At 37.2% G+C, this 18,707-nt stretch carries 11 protein-coding genes and 3 pseudogenes; 10 read left to right on the top strand and 4 right to left on the bottom strand.

What is annotated here, in order from left to right; genetic code table 11:
- Positions 1 to 43: 43 nt before the first annotated feature.
- Together L950_RS28810 and L950_RS17820 are read right to left on the bottom strand one after the other, a co-directional pair.
- Positions 44 to 280, bottom strand: a complete 237-nt coding sequence (locus L950_RS28810; RefSeq protein WP_031288941.1) for a hypothetical protein — start codon at positions 278 to 280, stop codon at positions 44 to 46.
- A 58-nt stretch (positions 281 to 338) separates the two neighbouring features.
- Positions 339 to 578, bottom strand: a pseudogene (locus L950_RS17820) (two-component regulator propeller domain-containing protein); the annotation flags it as partial.
- 336 nt (positions 579 to 914) lie between these two features.
- On the opposite strand from L950_RS17820, the gene L950_RS17815 reads away from it, so the two are divergent.
- The 10 genes and pseudogenes from L950_RS17815 (at position 915) to L950_RS17780 (ending at position 16,940) form a co-directional block, all read left to right on the top strand.
- Positions 915 to 2,075 carry an aldose epimerase family protein gene (locus L950_RS17815; RefSeq protein ID WP_021191065.1) on the top strand — a complete coding sequence of 387 codons (1,161 nt, stop codon included), beginning with the start codon at positions 915 to 917 and terminating at the stop codon, positions 2,073 to 2,075.
- 430 nt (positions 2,076 to 2,505) lie between these two features.
- Entirely contained in the window at positions 2,506 to 2,796 is a 291-nt protein-coding gene (locus L950_RS33800) for a hypothetical protein (RefSeq protein WP_231577395.1), read from the top strand.
- Positions 2,742 to 4,349 carry a glycoside hydrolase family 2 protein gene (locus tag L950_RS17810; protein WP_231577394.1) on the top strand — a complete coding sequence of 536 codons (1,608 nt, stop codon included), beginning with the start codon at positions 2,742 to 2,744 and terminating at the stop codon, positions 4,347 to 4,349. Before L950_RS33800 ends, L950_RS17810 begins: the two co-directional genes overlap by 55 nt.
- Before the next feature lie 99 nt (positions 4,350 to 4,448).
- A pseudogene (locus tag L950_RS17805) lies at positions 4,449 to 6,925 on the top strand (glutaminase domain-containing protein).
- 180 nt (positions 6,926 to 7,105) lie between these two features.
- Positions 7,106 to 7,909, top strand: coding sequence for a family 43 glycosylhydrolase (locus tag L950_RS17800; RefSeq protein ID WP_197086523.1), 804 nt, complete (start codon positions 7,106 to 7,108; stop codon positions 7,907 to 7,909).
- A gap of 23 nt (positions 7,910 to 7,932) precedes the next feature.
- On the top strand, positions 7,933 to 8,151 hold the full coding sequence (locus tag L950_RS30585; RefSeq protein WP_052764455.1) for a hypothetical protein: 219 nt from the start codon (positions 7,933 to 7,935) through the stop codon (positions 8,149 to 8,151).
- Between the two features lie 976 nt (positions 8,152 to 9,127).
- A complete protein-coding gene (locus L950_RS17795) occupies positions 9,128 to 10,543 on the top strand; it encodes an IPT/TIG domain-containing protein (protein WP_021191064.1) in 1,416 nt (471 codons plus the stop codon).
- Between the two features lie 11 nt (positions 10,544 to 10,554).
- A pseudogene (locus L950_RS37425) lies at positions 10,555 to 13,682 on the top strand (SusC/RagA family TonB-linked outer membrane protein).
- Between the two features lie 31 nt (positions 13,683 to 13,713).
- Positions 13,714 to 15,768, top strand: coding sequence for a RagB/SusD family nutrient uptake outer membrane protein (locus L950_RS17785; RefSeq protein WP_031288937.1), 2,055 nt, complete (start codon positions 13,714 to 13,716; stop codon positions 15,766 to 15,768).
- A 188-nt stretch (positions 15,769 to 15,956) separates the two neighbouring features.
- Complete coding sequence (locus L950_RS17780; protein ID WP_021191062.1) at positions 15,957 to 16,940, top strand: DUF4973 domain-containing protein; 984 nt, start codon at positions 15,957 to 15,959, stop codon at positions 16,938 to 16,940.
- A 387-nt stretch (positions 16,941 to 17,327) separates the two neighbouring features.
- On the opposite strand, the gene L950_RS17775 is transcribed toward L950_RS17780, so the two are convergent.
- A complete protein-coding gene (locus L950_RS17775) occupies positions 17,328 to 17,789 on the bottom strand; it encodes a hypothetical protein (protein WP_021191061.1) in 462 nt (153 codons plus the stop codon).
- Positions 17,771 to 18,160, bottom strand: a complete 390-nt coding sequence (locus L950_RS26915; protein WP_021191060.1) for a hypothetical protein — start codon at positions 18,158 to 18,160, stop codon at positions 17,771 to 17,773. Before L950_RS26915 ends, L950_RS17775 begins: the two co-directional genes overlap by 19 nt.
- Between the last annotated feature and the right edge of the window lie 547 nt (positions 18,161 to 18,707).

Genomic DNA, 18,707 nt, shown 5'->3' with positions numbered 1-18,707 from the left:
CTTTGGAAGTCCCAATTAGGAGTTGTCCCTGCTTGTTTCCGTACTAATGTTTTTTCAATGCTATACCAATCTTTTTTTCAAATGATTTTGTGAAATCAAGAAATGGAGTAATCTGATACTTTTCGTTAACGAGGTAAATAATCCCTTCTGGAGTTCCAAAATAGAGTTTTCCGGATTTTGTACTGCATAGTGATGTGATGTACAGATTTGATTTTGTAAGTTGTCTTGTTACTTTATTTGTAAGGTTGTGCAGGTAAAGCATTCCATTGGATATAACCATAGGTTGTGCTTTCCATCTGTCGTAATAACAGGAACTTCTGTGCTTCTAAATTTCTCATCTAATATTTCAAAATTTTCATGAATGGGATCATAAGAATATATCCCTTGATCTGTACCGATCCACATTTTTTTTGATAGTCTTCTTTTAAAGATATAATAGAATTACTTCCTAAACTTCGATGATCTTCTTTACTTGTAAAGTGTTTGAAAGAATTTCCATCAAAGCGATTCAATCCATCTTTGGTACCAAACCATAGAAATCCGTAGCTATCTTGCATACTGCAGATAACTGCGTTGTTAGAAGTCCTTCATTTATTTGATAATGGTTAAAATAATAAGGTTGTGCATGGATATGAGCAGAAAATAAAAGATAAGCAAAATAAAGAAGCAACAATTTAATTTTTATCATGTCTAATTGGTAATTGATACAAAAGAGCAGTATTATGAAACAATTCTGCTAATCAATATTTTCTAAATTTAGGATTTTAGTACTTGTAAGGTTGAAGATAAAAAATTAAAAAGTAAATCGTAACTTTTAAGTTCAATTATTTCATTTATCTGTCAACTAAATCGCTTAAGTTGATCAATATGATCAAAATTATGAACCTTTATAAGGGACCTAAAATAAATTAAAAATGAAAAGAAAAATGGAGTGTATGGGTATTGTTAGTATCCTTCTCGTTGGATTAGGATGTCAGCAAAAGACTGTCACAGAAAATAAGGGTCAATCTGGAATGATTTCCTATATGGATAGCGCTGCATTTGCTGCTAAAATAAATGATCATGATGTCCAGTTATTTGAATTGAAAAATAAACGGGGTGTGCATGCATACTTTACAAATTTTGGTGCACGCATAGTTGGTTTGTGGGTTCCGGATAAACAAGGTAATTTAAGGGATGTGGTTTTGGGATTTACAAAAGCTACCGATTACAACAACCCGGCAGAGCCCTATTTTGGAACGATTGTCGGTCCTTTTGGAAACCGTATAGCAAAGGGAATGTTTCAACTTGATGGACAAACTTACCAACTACCTATTAATAATGGTGTCAATACACTACACGGTGGGTTTAATGGCGTTCATTTTGCCAATTGGACCTTGAAAATGAAGAGCGATTCATCGATTACATTTGCATATACCTTGCCAGATAGAGCTGAAGGTTTTCCAGGAAATATTGCGATGGAAGTTACATATGGTTTAAATGACCAAAATGAACTAACAATTGGATATGAGGCGCAATCGGATAAAAAAACGGTTATAAATCTAACAAATCATGCTTATTTTAATTTAAACGGAGAAGGTAGTGGTTCAATATTGAATCACCAGCTTCAGTTATTTGCCGATGAATTCACGCCTGTTGATAGTACATTGATTCCAACTGGAAAACTTGAGAAAGTAGGCGGATCAGCTTTTGATTTCACGACCGCTAAGGCAATTGGTAAAGATATTGATGCTAATGATCGTCAACTGTCTTATGGTAAGGGATATGATCATAATTTTGTCTTAAATAAACAAAGAGAAGGTGATTGGTATAAAGCTGCTCATATTGTGGGTGATCAATCCGGAATTGTCCTGGATATCTTGACGCAGGAACCGGGGATTCAATTTTACAGTGGTAATTTTATGAGTGAAAAGGTCCAATTGAAAAATGGTAAAAAAGACTCTTTTAGAACTGCATTTTGTTTAGAACCACAACATTATCCAGATTCCCCTAATCAACCGAATTTTCCAACAACCGTATTAGTTCCTGGTCAGATCTATAAAACTAAATCACTATATCGATTCTCAGTTCTGTAATTGTTATTTTCATATTATCCAAATATAATCAAGCCCATTTCTTATTTAGGTAATGGGCTTTTCTTTAATAATAATTTAGAATCCTTTGCTAAGCTTAATTAAATGATACAAATGCGCACATTTTTGAGAAAATTAGCAAGTTAAAGTAGCTTGTTAAATCATAAATTTGAGTAACCAGTAATTAAGCACAAGGACCTAATAATCATTCAATAATTATTTCGAGGAATTATGTTTTAATCTTAGAAAATATGATCGTTTTGGGGTTAAAAGAGAATGATACTGATCACAGCATTTTAGGTTCGTGTGGAAAATATTGAGATTACAAAATAAGAATTGAATTGATTTTGATGGGAGCCTAAGTTCATGGTTTGTAGTCGTCCCATCTTTAAATATAGTGATATAGATATTAATGATTATACGTTTTTTTATTATGAAGAGAACTTTATTGTTTGCAGGTTTATTAATGACCATACAGATGAACTTTGCTCAAGATTGGAAGCCCGCAGGTTCGCATATTTTAACTTCTTGGGGGGAACAAGTAAATGTTGAAAAGCCACATCCAGAATATCCGAGACCACAGCTCGTCCGATCGAACAATTGGCAAAATTTGAATGGACTTTGGAAATATGCCATTACACCTGTCGATGCTCAGGCTATTCCAACCCAATGGAAGGTAATATTTTGGTACCATTTGCTGTTGAATCATCTTTGTCTGGCGTAGGGAAAGAAGTGGGAAAAGATAAAGCGTTGTGGTATAGTAATAGCATTACTTTAGATAAAGCAGTTCAAAAAAATAAGATTTTACTTCATTTCGGTGCCGTAGATTGGCAATGTGATGTATTTATCAATAACCAATTGGTCGGTAGGCACGAAGGGGGATTCGATCCCTTTACGATGGATATCTCAAAATTTCTTAAAAAGGGATCGAAGCAGGATATTGCTATTCGGGTATGGGATCCTACCGATGATGGGCCACAGCCACGCGGTAAACAAGTAAAGCATCCTAATGGAATCTGGTATACACCTGTGACAGGTATATGGCAAACAGTTTGGCTAGAGAGCGTTTCTCAAAGTCATATTGTAAGTACTAAGCAAACTCCGCAATTGGATGAGGGAAGCTTAACCTTTGAAGCTTTGGTATCCGGAGGTCAGCCTGGCGATCAGATCAAGGTGAAAGCTGTGGATGGCAGTCGTATTCTGCAGGAGCAATTAGGTGAGCCAAATGTGGCTTTTAAGATTGCTGTTCCAAATGCAGAGGAGTGGTCTCCTTCTAATCCTAAATTGTACGATCTGGAAATTCAATTGTTACGTAAGGGTAAAGTAATTGATCAGGCTAAAAGTTATTTTGCGATGCGTAAGATATCGATGCAGCAAGATAAAGATGGTATTCAACGATTAATGCTTAATAATAAGTTTACATTTCAGTATGGTCCATTGGATCAAGGCTGGTGGCCCGATGGTCTGCATACAGCTCCTTCAGATGAAGCGTTGAAATTTGATGTGATCAAAACTAAGGAAATGGGTTTCAACATGATCAGGAAACATATTAAGGTTGAACCTGCACGTTGGTACCGTCATTGCGATAGTATCGGTATGTTAGTTTGGCAAGATATGCCAAGCGGTGATCTTGGTGGAAATAATTGGGATATGCAACCCGGAAAAATTTCAGGAGGTGATCGTGACAAGACGCGTTCGGCAATATCAGAACAGTATTATCGTAAAGAATGGAAGGCGATAATGGAAGTTTTGCATAATTTCCCAAGCATCGTCATCTGGGTGCCTTTCAATGAGGCTTGGGGACAGTTTAAAACTAAGGAAATTACAGAATGGACAATTGCAAATGATCCATCTCGTTTAGTGAACAGTGCCAGTGGAGGGAATTTCATGGAAACTGGACATATTCTTGACATTCATAATTATCCAGATGCTGCTATGCCTGATCCTTCTTTATTTGGTGCAAATCAGGTTTTAGCATTAGGTGAATTTGGAGGTTTAGGCTTACCGGTTGAGGGGCATTCTTGGCAACAAAAAGACAACTGGGGTTATCAAAGTTTTAAAAATAAAACGGAGTTATTGGATCGTTATAAAAGACTTATTCATGATCTAAACCGTTTGATTCCAATGGGATTATCAGCGGCAGTTTATACGCAAACCACAGATGTGGAAGTTGAAACAAATGGACTAATGACCTACGATCGAAAAGTAATAAAAATGCCTGAAAGTGAACTGAAGGCAATTCACAAACCTTTATTTGAGTTTTTAATTAAACGTTAGTGTGTATTAGGTTGCTCTACTTTTGTGCAAGTGGAGTAACCTGATTCATGAAGATAATAAATTGAAAATTTATTTAAGTAATCCATCAATATATTCATAATGAAATTAAAATATGTCGCTATAGCTGTTCTGTTGTGTCAATCGCTTTTTTCGTCGGCGCAACATAATCCAGTCAAAAATAATTTGCGCGCACCTGCTTTTCCTCTAGTCACCATTGACCCCAATACCAGTGCGTGGTCGTATAGTGATGAACTTTATGGTGATGTTGTGCGGCATTGGACCGGAAAAACTTTTCCGTTGCTTGGCGTCATAAAAGTAGATGGTAAAGCCTATCGTTTTTTAGGTAAAGAGGAAATAGAATTAGAACCTATCGCACGAATGGGAGAAGATGATCACTGGAAAGCGCCATACACAGAGAAGGAACCTTCTGCCGGATGGAATACCTTGACATTTGATGATGCGAACTGGAAAACAGGGATTGCGCCATTTGGTACAAAAGATAAAGAATCTCATGCGAAAACAGATTGGCAAGAGCCTAAGATATGGGTTAGAAGGATTATCAACTTAGAAAAAGATTTAGCGGGACAGTCTGTTTATATTGAATTTACCCATGATGATGATGCAATTTTATATGTTAATGGAATAGAAGTCGTTAATACCGGAAATAGAACCGGTAAAAATAATCGCGTCAAACTCTCAGATGAAGTTGTTAAAACCCTTCGGAAAGGGAAAAATATCATTGGAGGTTACTGCCACAACAGAGTTGCAAATGGCTTTTTTGATTTTGGCTTATTTTTAGAAAGAGAGGGGAGTAATCATTTTGATCAGGAAGCAAAGCAAGAAAGCGTTGATGTGCAAGCAACACAAACTCATTATGTTTTTGACTGTGGGCCGGTAAAAGTGAAAGTAAGTTTTACTGCTCCTATGTTTTTGGATAATTTGGATTTACTGACACGACCTGTCAATTATTTATCTTATCAAGTTGAATCAAAAGATGGTAAAAAACATCAAATCGAATTCTATCTTGAAGCATCTCCAAACTGGGCATTAAATTCGCCATTACAAGAATCTGAAAGTAGTGAATTTAAAAATGGATCCTTACAATACGTAAAAACAGGAAGTAAGAATCAACAGATACTGGGTAATAAAGGTGATGACTTGCGTATTGATTGGGGATATTTTTACATGGCTGGAGATCAAAAAAATACCAAAGCCATGATTGGTGATAGCCATGATTTAAGGAAACAATTCTTAAAATCAAATCACGTTATTCAAAACTCTGTTTCAGGGAAGCAACTGGCCCTGCGTCAGTCATTCTCCGTAACGTCCAAATATAGTGATAAGATACTTTTAGGTTACGACGATTTATATGCGATTCAGTATTTTAACGAAAACTTACGTCCTTATTGGAATAGAGATGGCCAAAGTACCATTGAAAAACAATTTGATTTAGCAAATAAAGAATATAGCAAATTAATAAAAGCCTCAGATCAATTTGATGCCCAATTGATGCAAAGCGCGATCAAGGCTGGTGGTAAAGAATATGCAGCATTATGCGCACTTGCGTATCGTCAAGCGATAGCTGCACATAAATTGGTAAAAGCACCAAATGGTGATTTACTTTTGTTATCGAAGGAAAATGATAGCAATGGATCTATTGGCACCGTCGATATTACTTATCCCTCAGCACCATTATTTCTATACTATAATCCTGAACTGGCAAAAGGTCTTATGAATTTTATTTTCTATTACAGTGAAAGCAATAAGTGGACAAAACCTTTTGCGGCACATGACGTGGGTACTATCCGATAGCAAATGGGCAAACCTATGGCGGAGATATGCCAGTAGAAGAGTCTGGCAATATGTTAATATTAACTTATGCTATTGCTAAAGCAGAAGGCAATGCTGCTTATGCAAAGAAACATTGGAAAGTCTTATCTACCTGGGTAGATTATTTGGTAGAGAAAGGACTTGATCCAGAAAATCAGTTATGTACAGATGACTTTGCAGGGCATTTTGCTCATAATGCCAACTTATCGATTAAAGCGATTTTAGGAATTGCTTCTTATGGTTATTTAGCGGAGATGATGGGTGATCAGCAAACCGCTGATAAGTATCTCAATCAAGCAAAATCAATGGCTAAGAAATGGAAGACAATGGCACAAGACGGTGATCATTATAAACTTACCTTTGATCAATCTGGTACGTGGAGTCAAAAATACAACATGGTCTGGGACAAAATATTAAAAATGAAAATTTTTGATGAAGATATTCGTACAACTGAGATCAAATACTATCTCACAAAGCAGAACATTTATGGTCTTCCATTGGATAACCGTCAACAGTATACAAAAACTGATTGGATTTCTTGGACTGCAACAATGGCCGATGACAAAGAAACCTTTGAAAAATTCATTAGCCCAGTATATCGTTTTATGAATGAGACAGTGGATCGTGTACCCATGTCAGATTGGATCTATACAGATAAACCTAAACGCTCAGGTTTTAAAGCTAGATCTGTAGTAGGTGGTTATTTTATCAAAATACTGGCAGAAAAAATGGAAAAAGTAAAGTAGATTTAGATAGGTTGGTTTGTAGGGCCTTGTGTATACCTGTATGCAACAAGGCCCTTTTTTTAATGCAGGCTCAACCTACGGACATATTATTCATTTATCATGTATCAATTAAATGTAACCGGTCGTTTTTTAGTACTTATATGTACTGTTTATTTTTCGATTTCGTGTAGTAGTTTAGGATTGCGGAAGAGCAATCTGACCGGTGGCAGTGATGCTACTACTGGATCTAACACGTATTTGAATCCAGTATTTGAGCCCATACTTGCGGATCCAACAGTACTTAAAGATCCGAAGTCAGCCTATTTCTATGCGTATGGTACTGCTGATAATTGGGGAGATGAACACGGAGAACGTCTCGTATCTATATTACAATCTAAAGACCTTGTTCATTGGAAATGGATAGGGACAGCCTTTCAACAGAAGCCATCATGGAAAATGGCTGGAGGAATCTGGGCACCTGATGTTATCAAGCTAAAGAACAAATATTTGCTGTACTATGCATTTTCCACTTGGGGAGATTCCAATCCAGGAATAGGTGTTGCGGTTGCAGATCAACCTATTGGTCCATTTTTAGATCAAGGTAAATTATTCGATAGTCAAGAAATTCAAGTTCCCAATTCTATAGATCCCCATTTCTTCTCCGATAAAGGCATTAATTATCTGTTCTGGGGAAGTTTTAGTGATGCTGATACGCAAGGTACATATGGAATACCGTTGACAGATAATGGATTAGCTATTTCCAGTTTACAGAAAAAGTTTAAAGTGGCCGCAGGAGATTTTGAAGCTGTTATGATTCATAAACGTAGAGGGTATTATTATTTATTTGGTTCAAAGGGTTCTTGCTGTGAAGGAGTCAAGAGTACTTATCATATTATGGTGGGGCGTGCAAAAGTATTGCAAGGCCCATATCTTGATAGAGAGGGGCGAGATTTGAAAATGAGGGGTGCTGGCACGCTGTTGCTAGAGGGTAATGACAACTTGTAGGTACAGGGCATAATTCTCGTATCATGACCGATGAGAATGGCATTGATTGGATGCTGTATCATGGAATAAACCCTAAGCAAAGCCGTGTATCTTCAGGAGGTAACAGACGCGTTCTGCTCTTAGATCAAATTAAATGGGTCGCCGACTGGCCTATAGTGGAAAATAATACCAGTAGCCATTTAGCTAAGGAAGCACCATTTTTAGAGCAGTACAATAGTCGACAGCACTATCCAAATTTTTAATCTATAGAGTTCGTAATACTAGCACTTAACAATCACTAGCTGTTAAGCTCCTTTCATATCTAGTTTTTTGTCTCGTTATATTCACTTGAAGATCAGTTGAGTTGATTTTAAAATTAATAATTACACTTTTTGGTAAAATTTGATAAATTCAATTTTACTGAAGTAATGAGTTGTTTTGACCAGGTGAAGGATGCAGATTAAGACGAACTCGCAATTGATAAATCTACCCATTTTGTTTCGTACATACTCACAATTTCAACTGCTCTTTTGAGACCGTTAAAGAGCGGTTTTGTGTTTATCTGATGTATATATTCTCATGTACGAGAAGCTATTCTTTACTGTCTTTTATAGAATTCTTTTTTGTGTAAAAATCGATAAACTTACTTCCTTTGGATGGTCTCTATTCATTTATTCTTTTTTTTAACCAAGTTTTTATCCTCGGAAATCTTGTTTGAAAATATATTCAACATGTCTTTTTGTTTATTTATGATACTAATTAGCAGACTGTTGAGATGAATTGGTAGTGTCATGTTTTTTGTATTGATTAATTTTGATTAATCAATTATAGCATTAAACCTTCTAATATAATTAGAGACTTTATTTGAAACCACATGTATTCTGAGGTTAGGGAAATAGCGATTTTTATAAAATTATAGCTACTATTTTTTTTGACCATTATCATATAGTTCTATACTGGTATAGCAGTTATAAATGTCTTCACCTGGTTTTTTAAAAGATCTAAATTACAAGAAGTAAATTAAAAATGTAGCAGTTTATATATCGTTAAAAAGTGGAGACCGTATTGAGGTCCTTTTTTTAATTTAAAAAGCTAATACCATTTAGCTGTGGTGATATTATTCACTTATGTTATTTGTATCGATGATAATACTTTAAATACTGAGAATAAATTTTAACCAAATTATATTTTATGATAACTAAACAGTTTATTAACAGCAATAGGTGTCTCCTAAGCAATATGCTATGGACATTTCTTGTACTTATTTTTGGATTGGGGGGCTGTAAGGATGATATTAAAAATGTCACTGAGGCGTTGCCTTTTGATCCAGCTAAACCTGTGGTTGTATCTGATTTTAGTCCAAAAGCGGGAGGTATGGGGCAGCGCCTTGTTATCTATGGACAAAATTTTGGAAATGATCCCACAAAGATAAATGTGCTTATTGGAGGAAAGCAAGCAAAAGTCATTAGTGCCGTCGGAGAATCACTATACTGCTTGGTCCCAAGGCAAGCGTTTAATGGGGACATTGAAGTGCGGGTCGGAGATCCAAATAAACAAACTATTGGTAAATCTGCAAAACCTTTTGACTACCAGCGCAAAATGGTTGTATCTACCATTATAGGATACCGAAACTCACGGGGGGATGAACCGTGGAGGGACGGAAAATTTAAGGATGCAGACCAAAGTAAAATGGCAAGTGGATTCTGGGAGCCTTCTTTTATGAAATTTGATCCTGTGAATCCGAAGCATCTCTGGATGACATTCGATAATAACAATGGACTTTACTTGATCAATTTTGCAGATAGTACCGTAACAAAAAAACGTTCTGATTTTGACCGTCCCCGTAGTATTGATTTCACGGTTGATCATAAATATATGATTATAGCAGAAGACCGCGGCGGAGAAAATGATCGAGCAACTTATCGATTATCGCGTGATAGACAGTGGCAGGATAGGGAGGTGCTGACCACCTATAGGCAGTGTAATGGTGCCTCTGTTCATCCTATTAATGGGGAGATGTATTTTAATAGTTATGAGAAAGGACAATTTTTTCGTTTCGATCTGAATAAATATTTTAATGAAGGTCTTGATGTTAAAGGCTACGAACAATTATTTGTCGTGCATGATCCGCAATGGGAATATAAGATTTTGATTCATCCTACGGGAAACTACGCATACATTGTTGTCATTAACCAACACTATATCCTTCGTGTCGATTATAATTGGGAAAAGAAACAGTTTAATCAACCGTATTTGGTTTGTGGTCAACTTAGAGGAGCTGGTTATGAGGATGCGGTAGGTTCTTCTGCAAGACTGCGAAATCCTTATCAGGGAGTCTTTGTTAAAAATCCGAAATACGTCGCTGATGGTAAGACAGATGAATACGATTTTTATTTCACAGATCAGCAGAATCATGCTATCCGTATCTTGAAACCCGATGGGAGTGTGACGACTTTTGCAGGAAGGGGCAGTTCCAGTATCAATGCTAATCCATATGGCTATGTAGATGGAGACCTGAGAAAGGAAGCACGTTTTGACAGACCTTCTGGTATCGCTTACAGTGAAACAGAAGGTGCATTTTATATAGGAGATCAATCAAATCGCCGTATCCGTAAAATCGCACTTGAAGAAATGGATCAAAGTATTAACGAATAACCAGTGGTTTAATGATGAAAAAATTCTTAATAATATGCATGTTGCTGTTCGGCTTCACCTGTAGTCTTTTGGCTCAAGAGATCGTCGAAGTAACTGGTGTCGTCACGGACGCCCAAAAACAACCTTTAGTAGGGGTTAGTATTTTTGTAACCGATTCACCTGGATTAGGTACGGTTACCGATAATAATGGTCGGTATAAAATCAAAGTAGAACGCTATAAAAGATTAACATTTTCTTATATCGGATATATTAAACAAGACCTGCTGATTAAAGATGTCTTTGTTATAAATATGGCATTGGAAAAATCAGAAACAAGTGTTCTGGATGAAGTTGTAATCACAGGAACTGGTGCCCAAAAGCAATTGACTTCTACAGGAGCTGTAAGCAGTGTAAATGTCAATGACTTGAAATCCAATCCAACTTCGAGCTTATCCAATGCATTAGCAGGAAATGTACCGGGTGTGATGGCCATGATGCAATCTGGACAACCGGGTAAAAATATTTCTGAATTCTGGATTCGCGGTATTTCAACTTTTGGTGGTGGCACAGGTGCACTGGTTTTGGTTGATAATATTGAACGTAATATCAACGATATCAATATTGAAGACATTGAATCCTTCTCCGTGCTCAAAGATGCTGCAGTTACTGCAATATATGGTTCTAGAGGTGCAAATGGAGTTATTCTCATTACGACTAAACGAGGTAAGGAGGGTAAAATTAATATCAATTTTAAAGATGAAACAATTTATAATACCCGAACGATTACTCCTCAATTTGAAGATGGAGTCACTTACGCTAATCTCTTAAACGAATCGCGGATCACGCGTAATCAGGCACCCATTTATCAACCTGAAGAATTAGAAATTTTGAGATTAGGACTGGATCCAGATTTATATCCAAATGTAGATTGGCAAGATCTGTTACTCAAAGATGGTGCGATGACTTATAGAGCCAATCTGAATATGAGTGGCGGTGGCCCCACAGCGCGCTATTTTGCTTCAGGGAGTTATGTTGAAGAAGGTGGGATGTATAAGATCGATGAAACATTGCGTAATGATTATAATACCAATGCAAATTACAAACGTTGGAATTATCGTTTGAATACTGATTTTAATATCACAAAAACTACGGTAGCTAAAATTGGTGTTGCAGGATCGTTAGATAAACGAAACAGCCCAGGAATGGGGGATGATGATTTCTGGGGGGTACTCTTTGGGTATTCGCCCATCCGTACACCTGTTATGTATTCGAATGGTTACGTACCTGCGATCGGTACAGGGAATCAGACTAATCCCTGGGTAGTAGCTACGCAGACGGGCTTTAATGAGAATTGGACCAATAGTATCCAGACAAATGTATCTATAGAACAAAATTTCGATTTCATTACTAAAGGACTTCGGGCTAGGGGAATCGTCGGTTTTGATACCAACAATAAAAGTAATATATCCCGTCGTAAATGGCCTGAGCAATGGCGTGCTGAACGTGCGCGCGATGAAAATGGAAATCTGATTTTTACGCATGTATCCAATCCCAGTGAAATGTTTCAAATGAGTGGAGCTGAGGGAGAAAGACGTGAATTTCTGGATTTAATGTTCAATTATGATAGAAGCTTTGGCGATCATAATATAGGTGGGGTAATCCGTTTTACGCGTGACGCCTTAGTAAAAACCGTAAACATTGGTGATGATATTAAGAATGGTATATCGAGAAGAAATCAAGCACTCGCAGGACGGGTAACCTATAATTGGAAAAATAGATACATTACCGATTTTAATTTTGGTTACACCGGTTCCGAAAATTTCGCTATTGGACAGCAGTATGGTTTTTTCCAGCAGTTTCAGCAGCCTGGAACGTATCAGAGGAATCCTTTATCAAGGAAAACTTCGATTGGGTCAATATGTTTAAGATCCGGTATTCATGGGGTCGCGTCGGTAATGATCAATTAAAAGTAGGTAATAATCAGGAAAGGTTTCCTTATTTATATACGATCGAAGAAATCTGGCGAAGGAATAGTGACGGAAGTTTTGCTTTAGATGGTGCAGGTAACAGGATACCAGATGGGGGTTACCAATGGGCCGATTATGGTTTCAATAGGTACTATCAAGGAATGAAATATGCGCAAGTAGCGTCTCCATATGTGACCTGGGAGATGGCAACGAAACAAAATCTAGGATTCGATATTTCACTTTTTAAAGATAAGATTGTTGCTAATCTTGATTTCTTCAATGAGGAGCGTACAGGTATATATATGGAACGCAGATTTTTACCTGCGATCGTTGGACTTGAAAGTACGCCTCGTGCCAATGTAGGCGCGGTGCAGTCACGGGGTTTCGATGGTCGATTTGAATATAAGCAAACGTTAGGGGCTTTCAATATCACTGCAAGAAGTAATATTACCTATAGTAAGAATATCATTTTAGAAAAAGATGAAGAGAATAATGTGTACGGTTATCAGAATGAACGCGGTTTCCGTGTTGATCAGGCTAAAGGATTAGTTGCTTTAGGTCTCTTCAAAGATTATGATGACATCCGCAACAGTCCGAATCAAACTTTCGGAAATTATCAACCTGGAGACTTGAAATATAAAGATATTAATGGTGATGGAGTGATTGATGATGGTGACCGTGTACCTATTGGTGCTACCAGAAGACCAAATTTGATTTATGGTATCGGTGCTTCGATCAGTTGGAAAGCGATTGATCTAAATGTCCATTTTCAAGGAGCGGGAAAATCTACTTTCTCCACCTATGGAAAAACTGTGCACGCATTCAGTGAGGGCGAGTGGGGGCAAGTTATGAAAGGCGTAATGGGCGATAACCGTTGGGTTTCTGCGGATATTTCAGGAGATCCAGCGACTGAAAACCCAAATGCTTCCTATCCACGTTTAAGTTATGGCTATAACGCTAACAATTTTAGAGAATCTACCTACTGGCTTAGAAATGGTCAATATCTTCGTCTTAAAACGCTGGATATCGGTTACTCTATTCCTAAGTCATTAGCTAATCGAATCAAGACTAATAACATTCGAATTTTTCTTGTTGGAAGTAACTTGTTGACCTGGTCAAATTTAAGCTTTGGGATCCTGAACTCGCGAGCCCTAGGGGTGAAGACTATCCGCTTCCGAAATCATTTACGTTAGGCATTAATGTTAATCTATAAATTGAATAAAAATGCAAAAGAAGATATATTTCATGCTATTATTTGTGCTGTGCACAACTTTTATTTCCTCCTGTAAAAAGAATTATCTGGAATCTGATCAATATTTTAAGGATCGGATCACGATTGAAAAAGTCTTTAAGAGTAAAGTATATACAGAGGAGTGGTTAGCACATGTTTTCCAAGAGTTTAAAGGAGAGAATGTTGACGTTGCCAGCAAGGGGCTCACGCCCCATAATTTTGCAGATGATATGTATTATGGTGATCGGGATCGTGATTTTGATCCTTCAAAGACCGAACTATCCTATAATATGTTCAAAATGGGGATTTATACTGAAAATGATAAGCAAGGTAGCTGGACGCAGTGTTATCGGGGCATTCGCAATGCCACTACTTTTATTCATCATGTGTATATGAATACAGAAATGACTGCTGCTGAGATCGAAGATTATCGCGGGCAAGCTCGTTTTGGTAGAGCTTACCTCTATTGGTTACTCTTGCGGAAATACGGTCCGATTCCATTGTTACCTGATGAAGGAATTGATTATACACAAAGTTATGATGACATTGCTACAGCACGCAGCACCTATGAGGAGTGTGCTAAATTTATTGCTGATGAGCTATTATTGGCGGCTAAAGAAATGGAAAAGCTAGGTATGAATCGTGGTCAGGATGGTTCTGCTCGCCCTAGTTGCGGTGCCGCATTGGCCACACGTGCTAAAGTATTGCTGTATGCGGCAAGTCCATTAGCCAACGGAAATACGTCAAGCTTTTCAGCGAGATTGGTCGATGATGTCGGTAAGCGGTTGCTTTCAGTAGATTATCAAGATGAGAAATGGGCTCTGGCTGCAGCCGCTGCGCGAGATGTGATTGAATTAGGCGTATATCGGCTGTATTGGGTTCCAATCCAAGAAACTGGTGATGATGCAACTGTAGTTCCGCCAAATGATAATAATTTTTCAGGAAAGAACTGGCCGGAAGGTTGGGCAAATATTGATCCTGCCAAATCCTATGCGCAAGTGTTTGACGGTACGTTGCAAGCCTCAGGAAATCCGGAACTTATTTTCACTAGAGGTAATAATCAAGATGGTGAAAGCGTAGCAGATATGGTTATCCATCAGTTGCCTCGTTCTGCAACCGGATGGAATACGCATGGTCTTACACAGAAGCTCGTCGATGCATATTATATGAATGACGGAAAAGATATTCCAGGTAAAGATAGTGAGATCGGACGTGGAAATGGAACAAACCGGTTAAGTGGTTATGTATCAGCTGATGATTATAGCAAAGGTAAATATAGGCCATTGAGAGAAGGTGTTTCTTTGCAATATGCCAATCGAGAGCCTCGGTTTTATGCTTCTGTTGCTTATAATGGTAGCTTCTGGACTTTACTGAATGAGACCTTGGAACGCAATCGCAATCAGCAAGTGTTTTATTACCGCGATGATACAAAGGGTAATGGCTTCAACTCATCCAATGCATACTGGCTTCGTACGGGTTTTGGAGTGAAAAAATTTGTTCATCCAAGTGACACTTACGAGGGGGGGAGTGCGTCACGCGTTATTTCAAAAGCTGAACCTGCCATTCGTTATGCTGATATTTTATTGGTCTATGCCGAGGCATTAAATGAATTAAGTGGTTCCTATAATATTCCTTCGTGGCGCGGTACAACTTATGCGATCAGTCGCGATATTAAAGAGATACAGCGTGGTACTCATCCGGTTCGTATTCGTGCTGGTGTACCAGACTATCCTGCTCAGGTGTATACTAGCAAAGTGGAATTAAGAAAAACTTTGAAACGAGAACGTTTTATAGAATTGATGGGAGAGGGACAGCGTTACTATGATTTACGTCGTTGGATGGATGCGCCTGTTGAGGAGGCTTTACCAGTTTATGGGTGTAATATTTTGATGAATGTTAAGGAGCGAGATCTCTTTCATAGACCAGTAGCCATATGGACACTTAAAACGACCTTTGCGGATAAAATGTGGTTTTGGCCGATCAGTCATAGTGAGCTTAAACGTAATAAGAGATTGACTCAAAATCCAGGATGGACTTACAATGATTAAAGATATGTGATGCTTATGCATATGAGCTAAGCGGTATAACACAGTGATGGAATATTGTAAAATTAGTTGATGCATGCTTTTAGATCGTAAATAATATTGTACTTAAAATAAATGCCTTTTAAAAAAAAGAGTGTTAATAAACTCTTGTATGCCCTTTATAATTTACACTTATAAAAATAAATTGTCCAATGAAAAAAAGATATATACAACTCTTGTTACTCTCTTTGCTGTTCTTATTTAGCGGCTGCAATGATGAATGGAAAGATGAACAATTTGAAAATTTTGTGTCATTTAAAGCACCTTTGACAATTGAGGGTGTTTCTAATATCTATGTGCGGTATAAAGGAGATCAGAAAACGACTTTCATGCTACCTATGATCGTTAGCGGATCGACTATCAATGATAAAAATATGACTGTTCAAGTTCGTGTGGATCCCGATACATTGAAGGTGTTGAATTATGAACGTTTTCAAAACAGGGAAGATTTTTATTACCGGGAGCTTATGAGTCAATACTTTTCAATGACTCCAGCAGTTCATATAAAAGCTGGTGAAAGCACTGCTTTAATGCCAATAGATTTCACGCTTAAAAATATTGACATGGTCGATAAGTGGGTTCTCCCATTAACGATCTTGGACGATGCGTCCAATGGATACAAAGCTAATCCTCGAAAACATTATCGTAAAGCTCTATTGCGTATCTATCCTTTTAACAATTACTCGGGAACCTATAGCGGTACAGCTTTGAAAACAAATATGGAGGGATATGAAAACGAAACTCCTATTGTTAAAAGTGAAATTCGGAGTTATGTCGTTGATGAAAATACGATTTTCTTTTATGCAGGAAACATAGATGAAGAACGACAAGATCGTGGTAAATATAAAATTTATGCAACTTTTAATGAAACTGGTGGGGTCAGCTTTCGTGCTGATAATGCCAACATGAATTTCAAAGTGAATAAAGATGCCAGTTATACTATTTCAGAGCAGATGGATGCGGTAAGGCCTTATCTACTGCACCGCTACATTGCTATCAATAATATTGACTATCAATTTACCGACTATACGATGGTTCCAAATGTTGCTATTAAATATAAGGTTACTGGGTCATTGATTTTACAACGGCGATTGAACACCGAGATTCCTGACGAAGACCAGTCAATCGAATGGTAAAGAAGGAACGATCGGATGTGTCGCAGAAAAACTAGTTTGGTGATTTAGTTTGTAGGAAAATGCGGAGCGTAAAAACTTCGCATTTTTTATTTTAACGGGCTAACATCATGGAAGATATTAGCCCGTTAATTTTAAAGGTTGCGTTTTTATCATATTTGAAAAATAGTAACCTTGTCTGGTTTTTTTATTAAATCAAAAAAACATGGAATATATAAGTCTGTTTTTTTATTTGGTTGTTCAATTATTCATGATTTTGAATCGGTTCATTTGTTTGCGCTAAACGTTGGGAACCATTATTTGCAGGACATGAGATATCGTCTGTCGCATCATAGATTAATTTTTTACCTGGTTTTATTAATTCTTCAGGTACATAAATTTGAATACGGGTTATGCTATATCCACTAGGGAAATAACGAATGTAGTAACCATCAGGATGTAATGTCCAAATTCCACTTGGTGTATCTGTTCTTGCATAGCCATACCCGCCAAAATTGCATATTGTTCAAATTCTTCATAGGAGTAATTACCTGAAGAAACTAGGCTTCTAATATTATTTTCAGCTTCAAAGACTGCGCGCAGCGATGCTGGCAATTGTTCTTTGGCAGCAGCCATTGCATCAAAAGGTAAAATTCCAAGTGCGCCCCCTTCTAGTTGCAAAAGTTGTTTAGGTGTTAGCAATGTCAATGCTGTTTCTTTTACGGAGCCAGCGTAATCGATAAATTTTGTTTTAGCTATTATTGTCCATAAGAGCATCTGAATATCGCTTTGTTTTACTTCGGGATGTTGTTCAGCACTTTTAAGTATGGCTGTAACAACTTCTTTTTTCTTACCTAAGGTGGGTGCATACATATAACCATCTCCCGATGATGCGCATGAGTACCCGCTTTTAAGCAGTAGCTTTTGTTTGTCATCTCGAAATGACCAGCCTGTAAAATATAACCATCTTTGGCGTTTCTGGGAAGTTCCTGTAATGGCTTATAATTTGCATCTTGTTGAAAACTTGGCATCTGCTCACCTTTTCTATCTACATCTTCAAAATTCGTGGATATCGCTTCGGGTTCTTTGAGTAGTTTGTCCAAACCTAGCGCTTGTGTGCCCTTACTTGTTGCTACTTTTCCTACTTTATTGAGAAAGCCTCCAAGTTGTGCGGTTGCAAGCTCAGTTGTGAGTATAAAACTTAACAAAAGTGATAGTTTTAATACCATTTTTTGAATTTTCATCGTTTTTCTATTTATGGTTAGTTTTTGTCTATTTCAAAAGCTTTGTTCATCATCTAGTTTTATCGTGCTCGTTGACTTGTTTCTAGATAAGTAAAGATAGGTATCCTTTATTATTATGGAAATATAAGAATTGAATTTTAAGGTTGTATGAATTTAAAAATAATAATTTGTCATGGATGCTAATTATTCTGATTCCTTGATCTCTCCGCCTACCAAAATATTAATAAGTCCATAGAAGTCCTATGCTTATTTGATATAGATCCAGTATAACCAGTCTTTTTCCAGTCCCTCCATTGTATTTTTAATCAAGTTGAACTTTAGTTTAGGATATTTATTGTGTATGTATTACTTCAATTGATAAGTCTGGCTAAATACTTTTGAAGAGAAATAATACGGAAATCTAGAAGTAGGAAAATTAGCTCCGAAAGGCTCCTATTTTTTCAGTATTTTCTTTTGAATGGAGAAGAGTATGATGGTAGGGGTCATAGAATATTGACTTGTCTTCTTTGTCTAAGTATGTATTGGTAAGTTGTTTTTTTGTTAAAAA

The organism is Sphingobacterium sp. IITKGP-BTPF85 (assembly GCF_001006065.1).
GTDB lineage: Bacteria > Bacteroidota > Bacteroidia > Sphingobacteriales > Sphingobacteriaceae > Sphingobacterium > Sphingobacterium anhuiense.
Note: the sequence above shows the minus strand (reverse complement) of the source record. Positions and strands in the feature narration are given on the sequence as shown.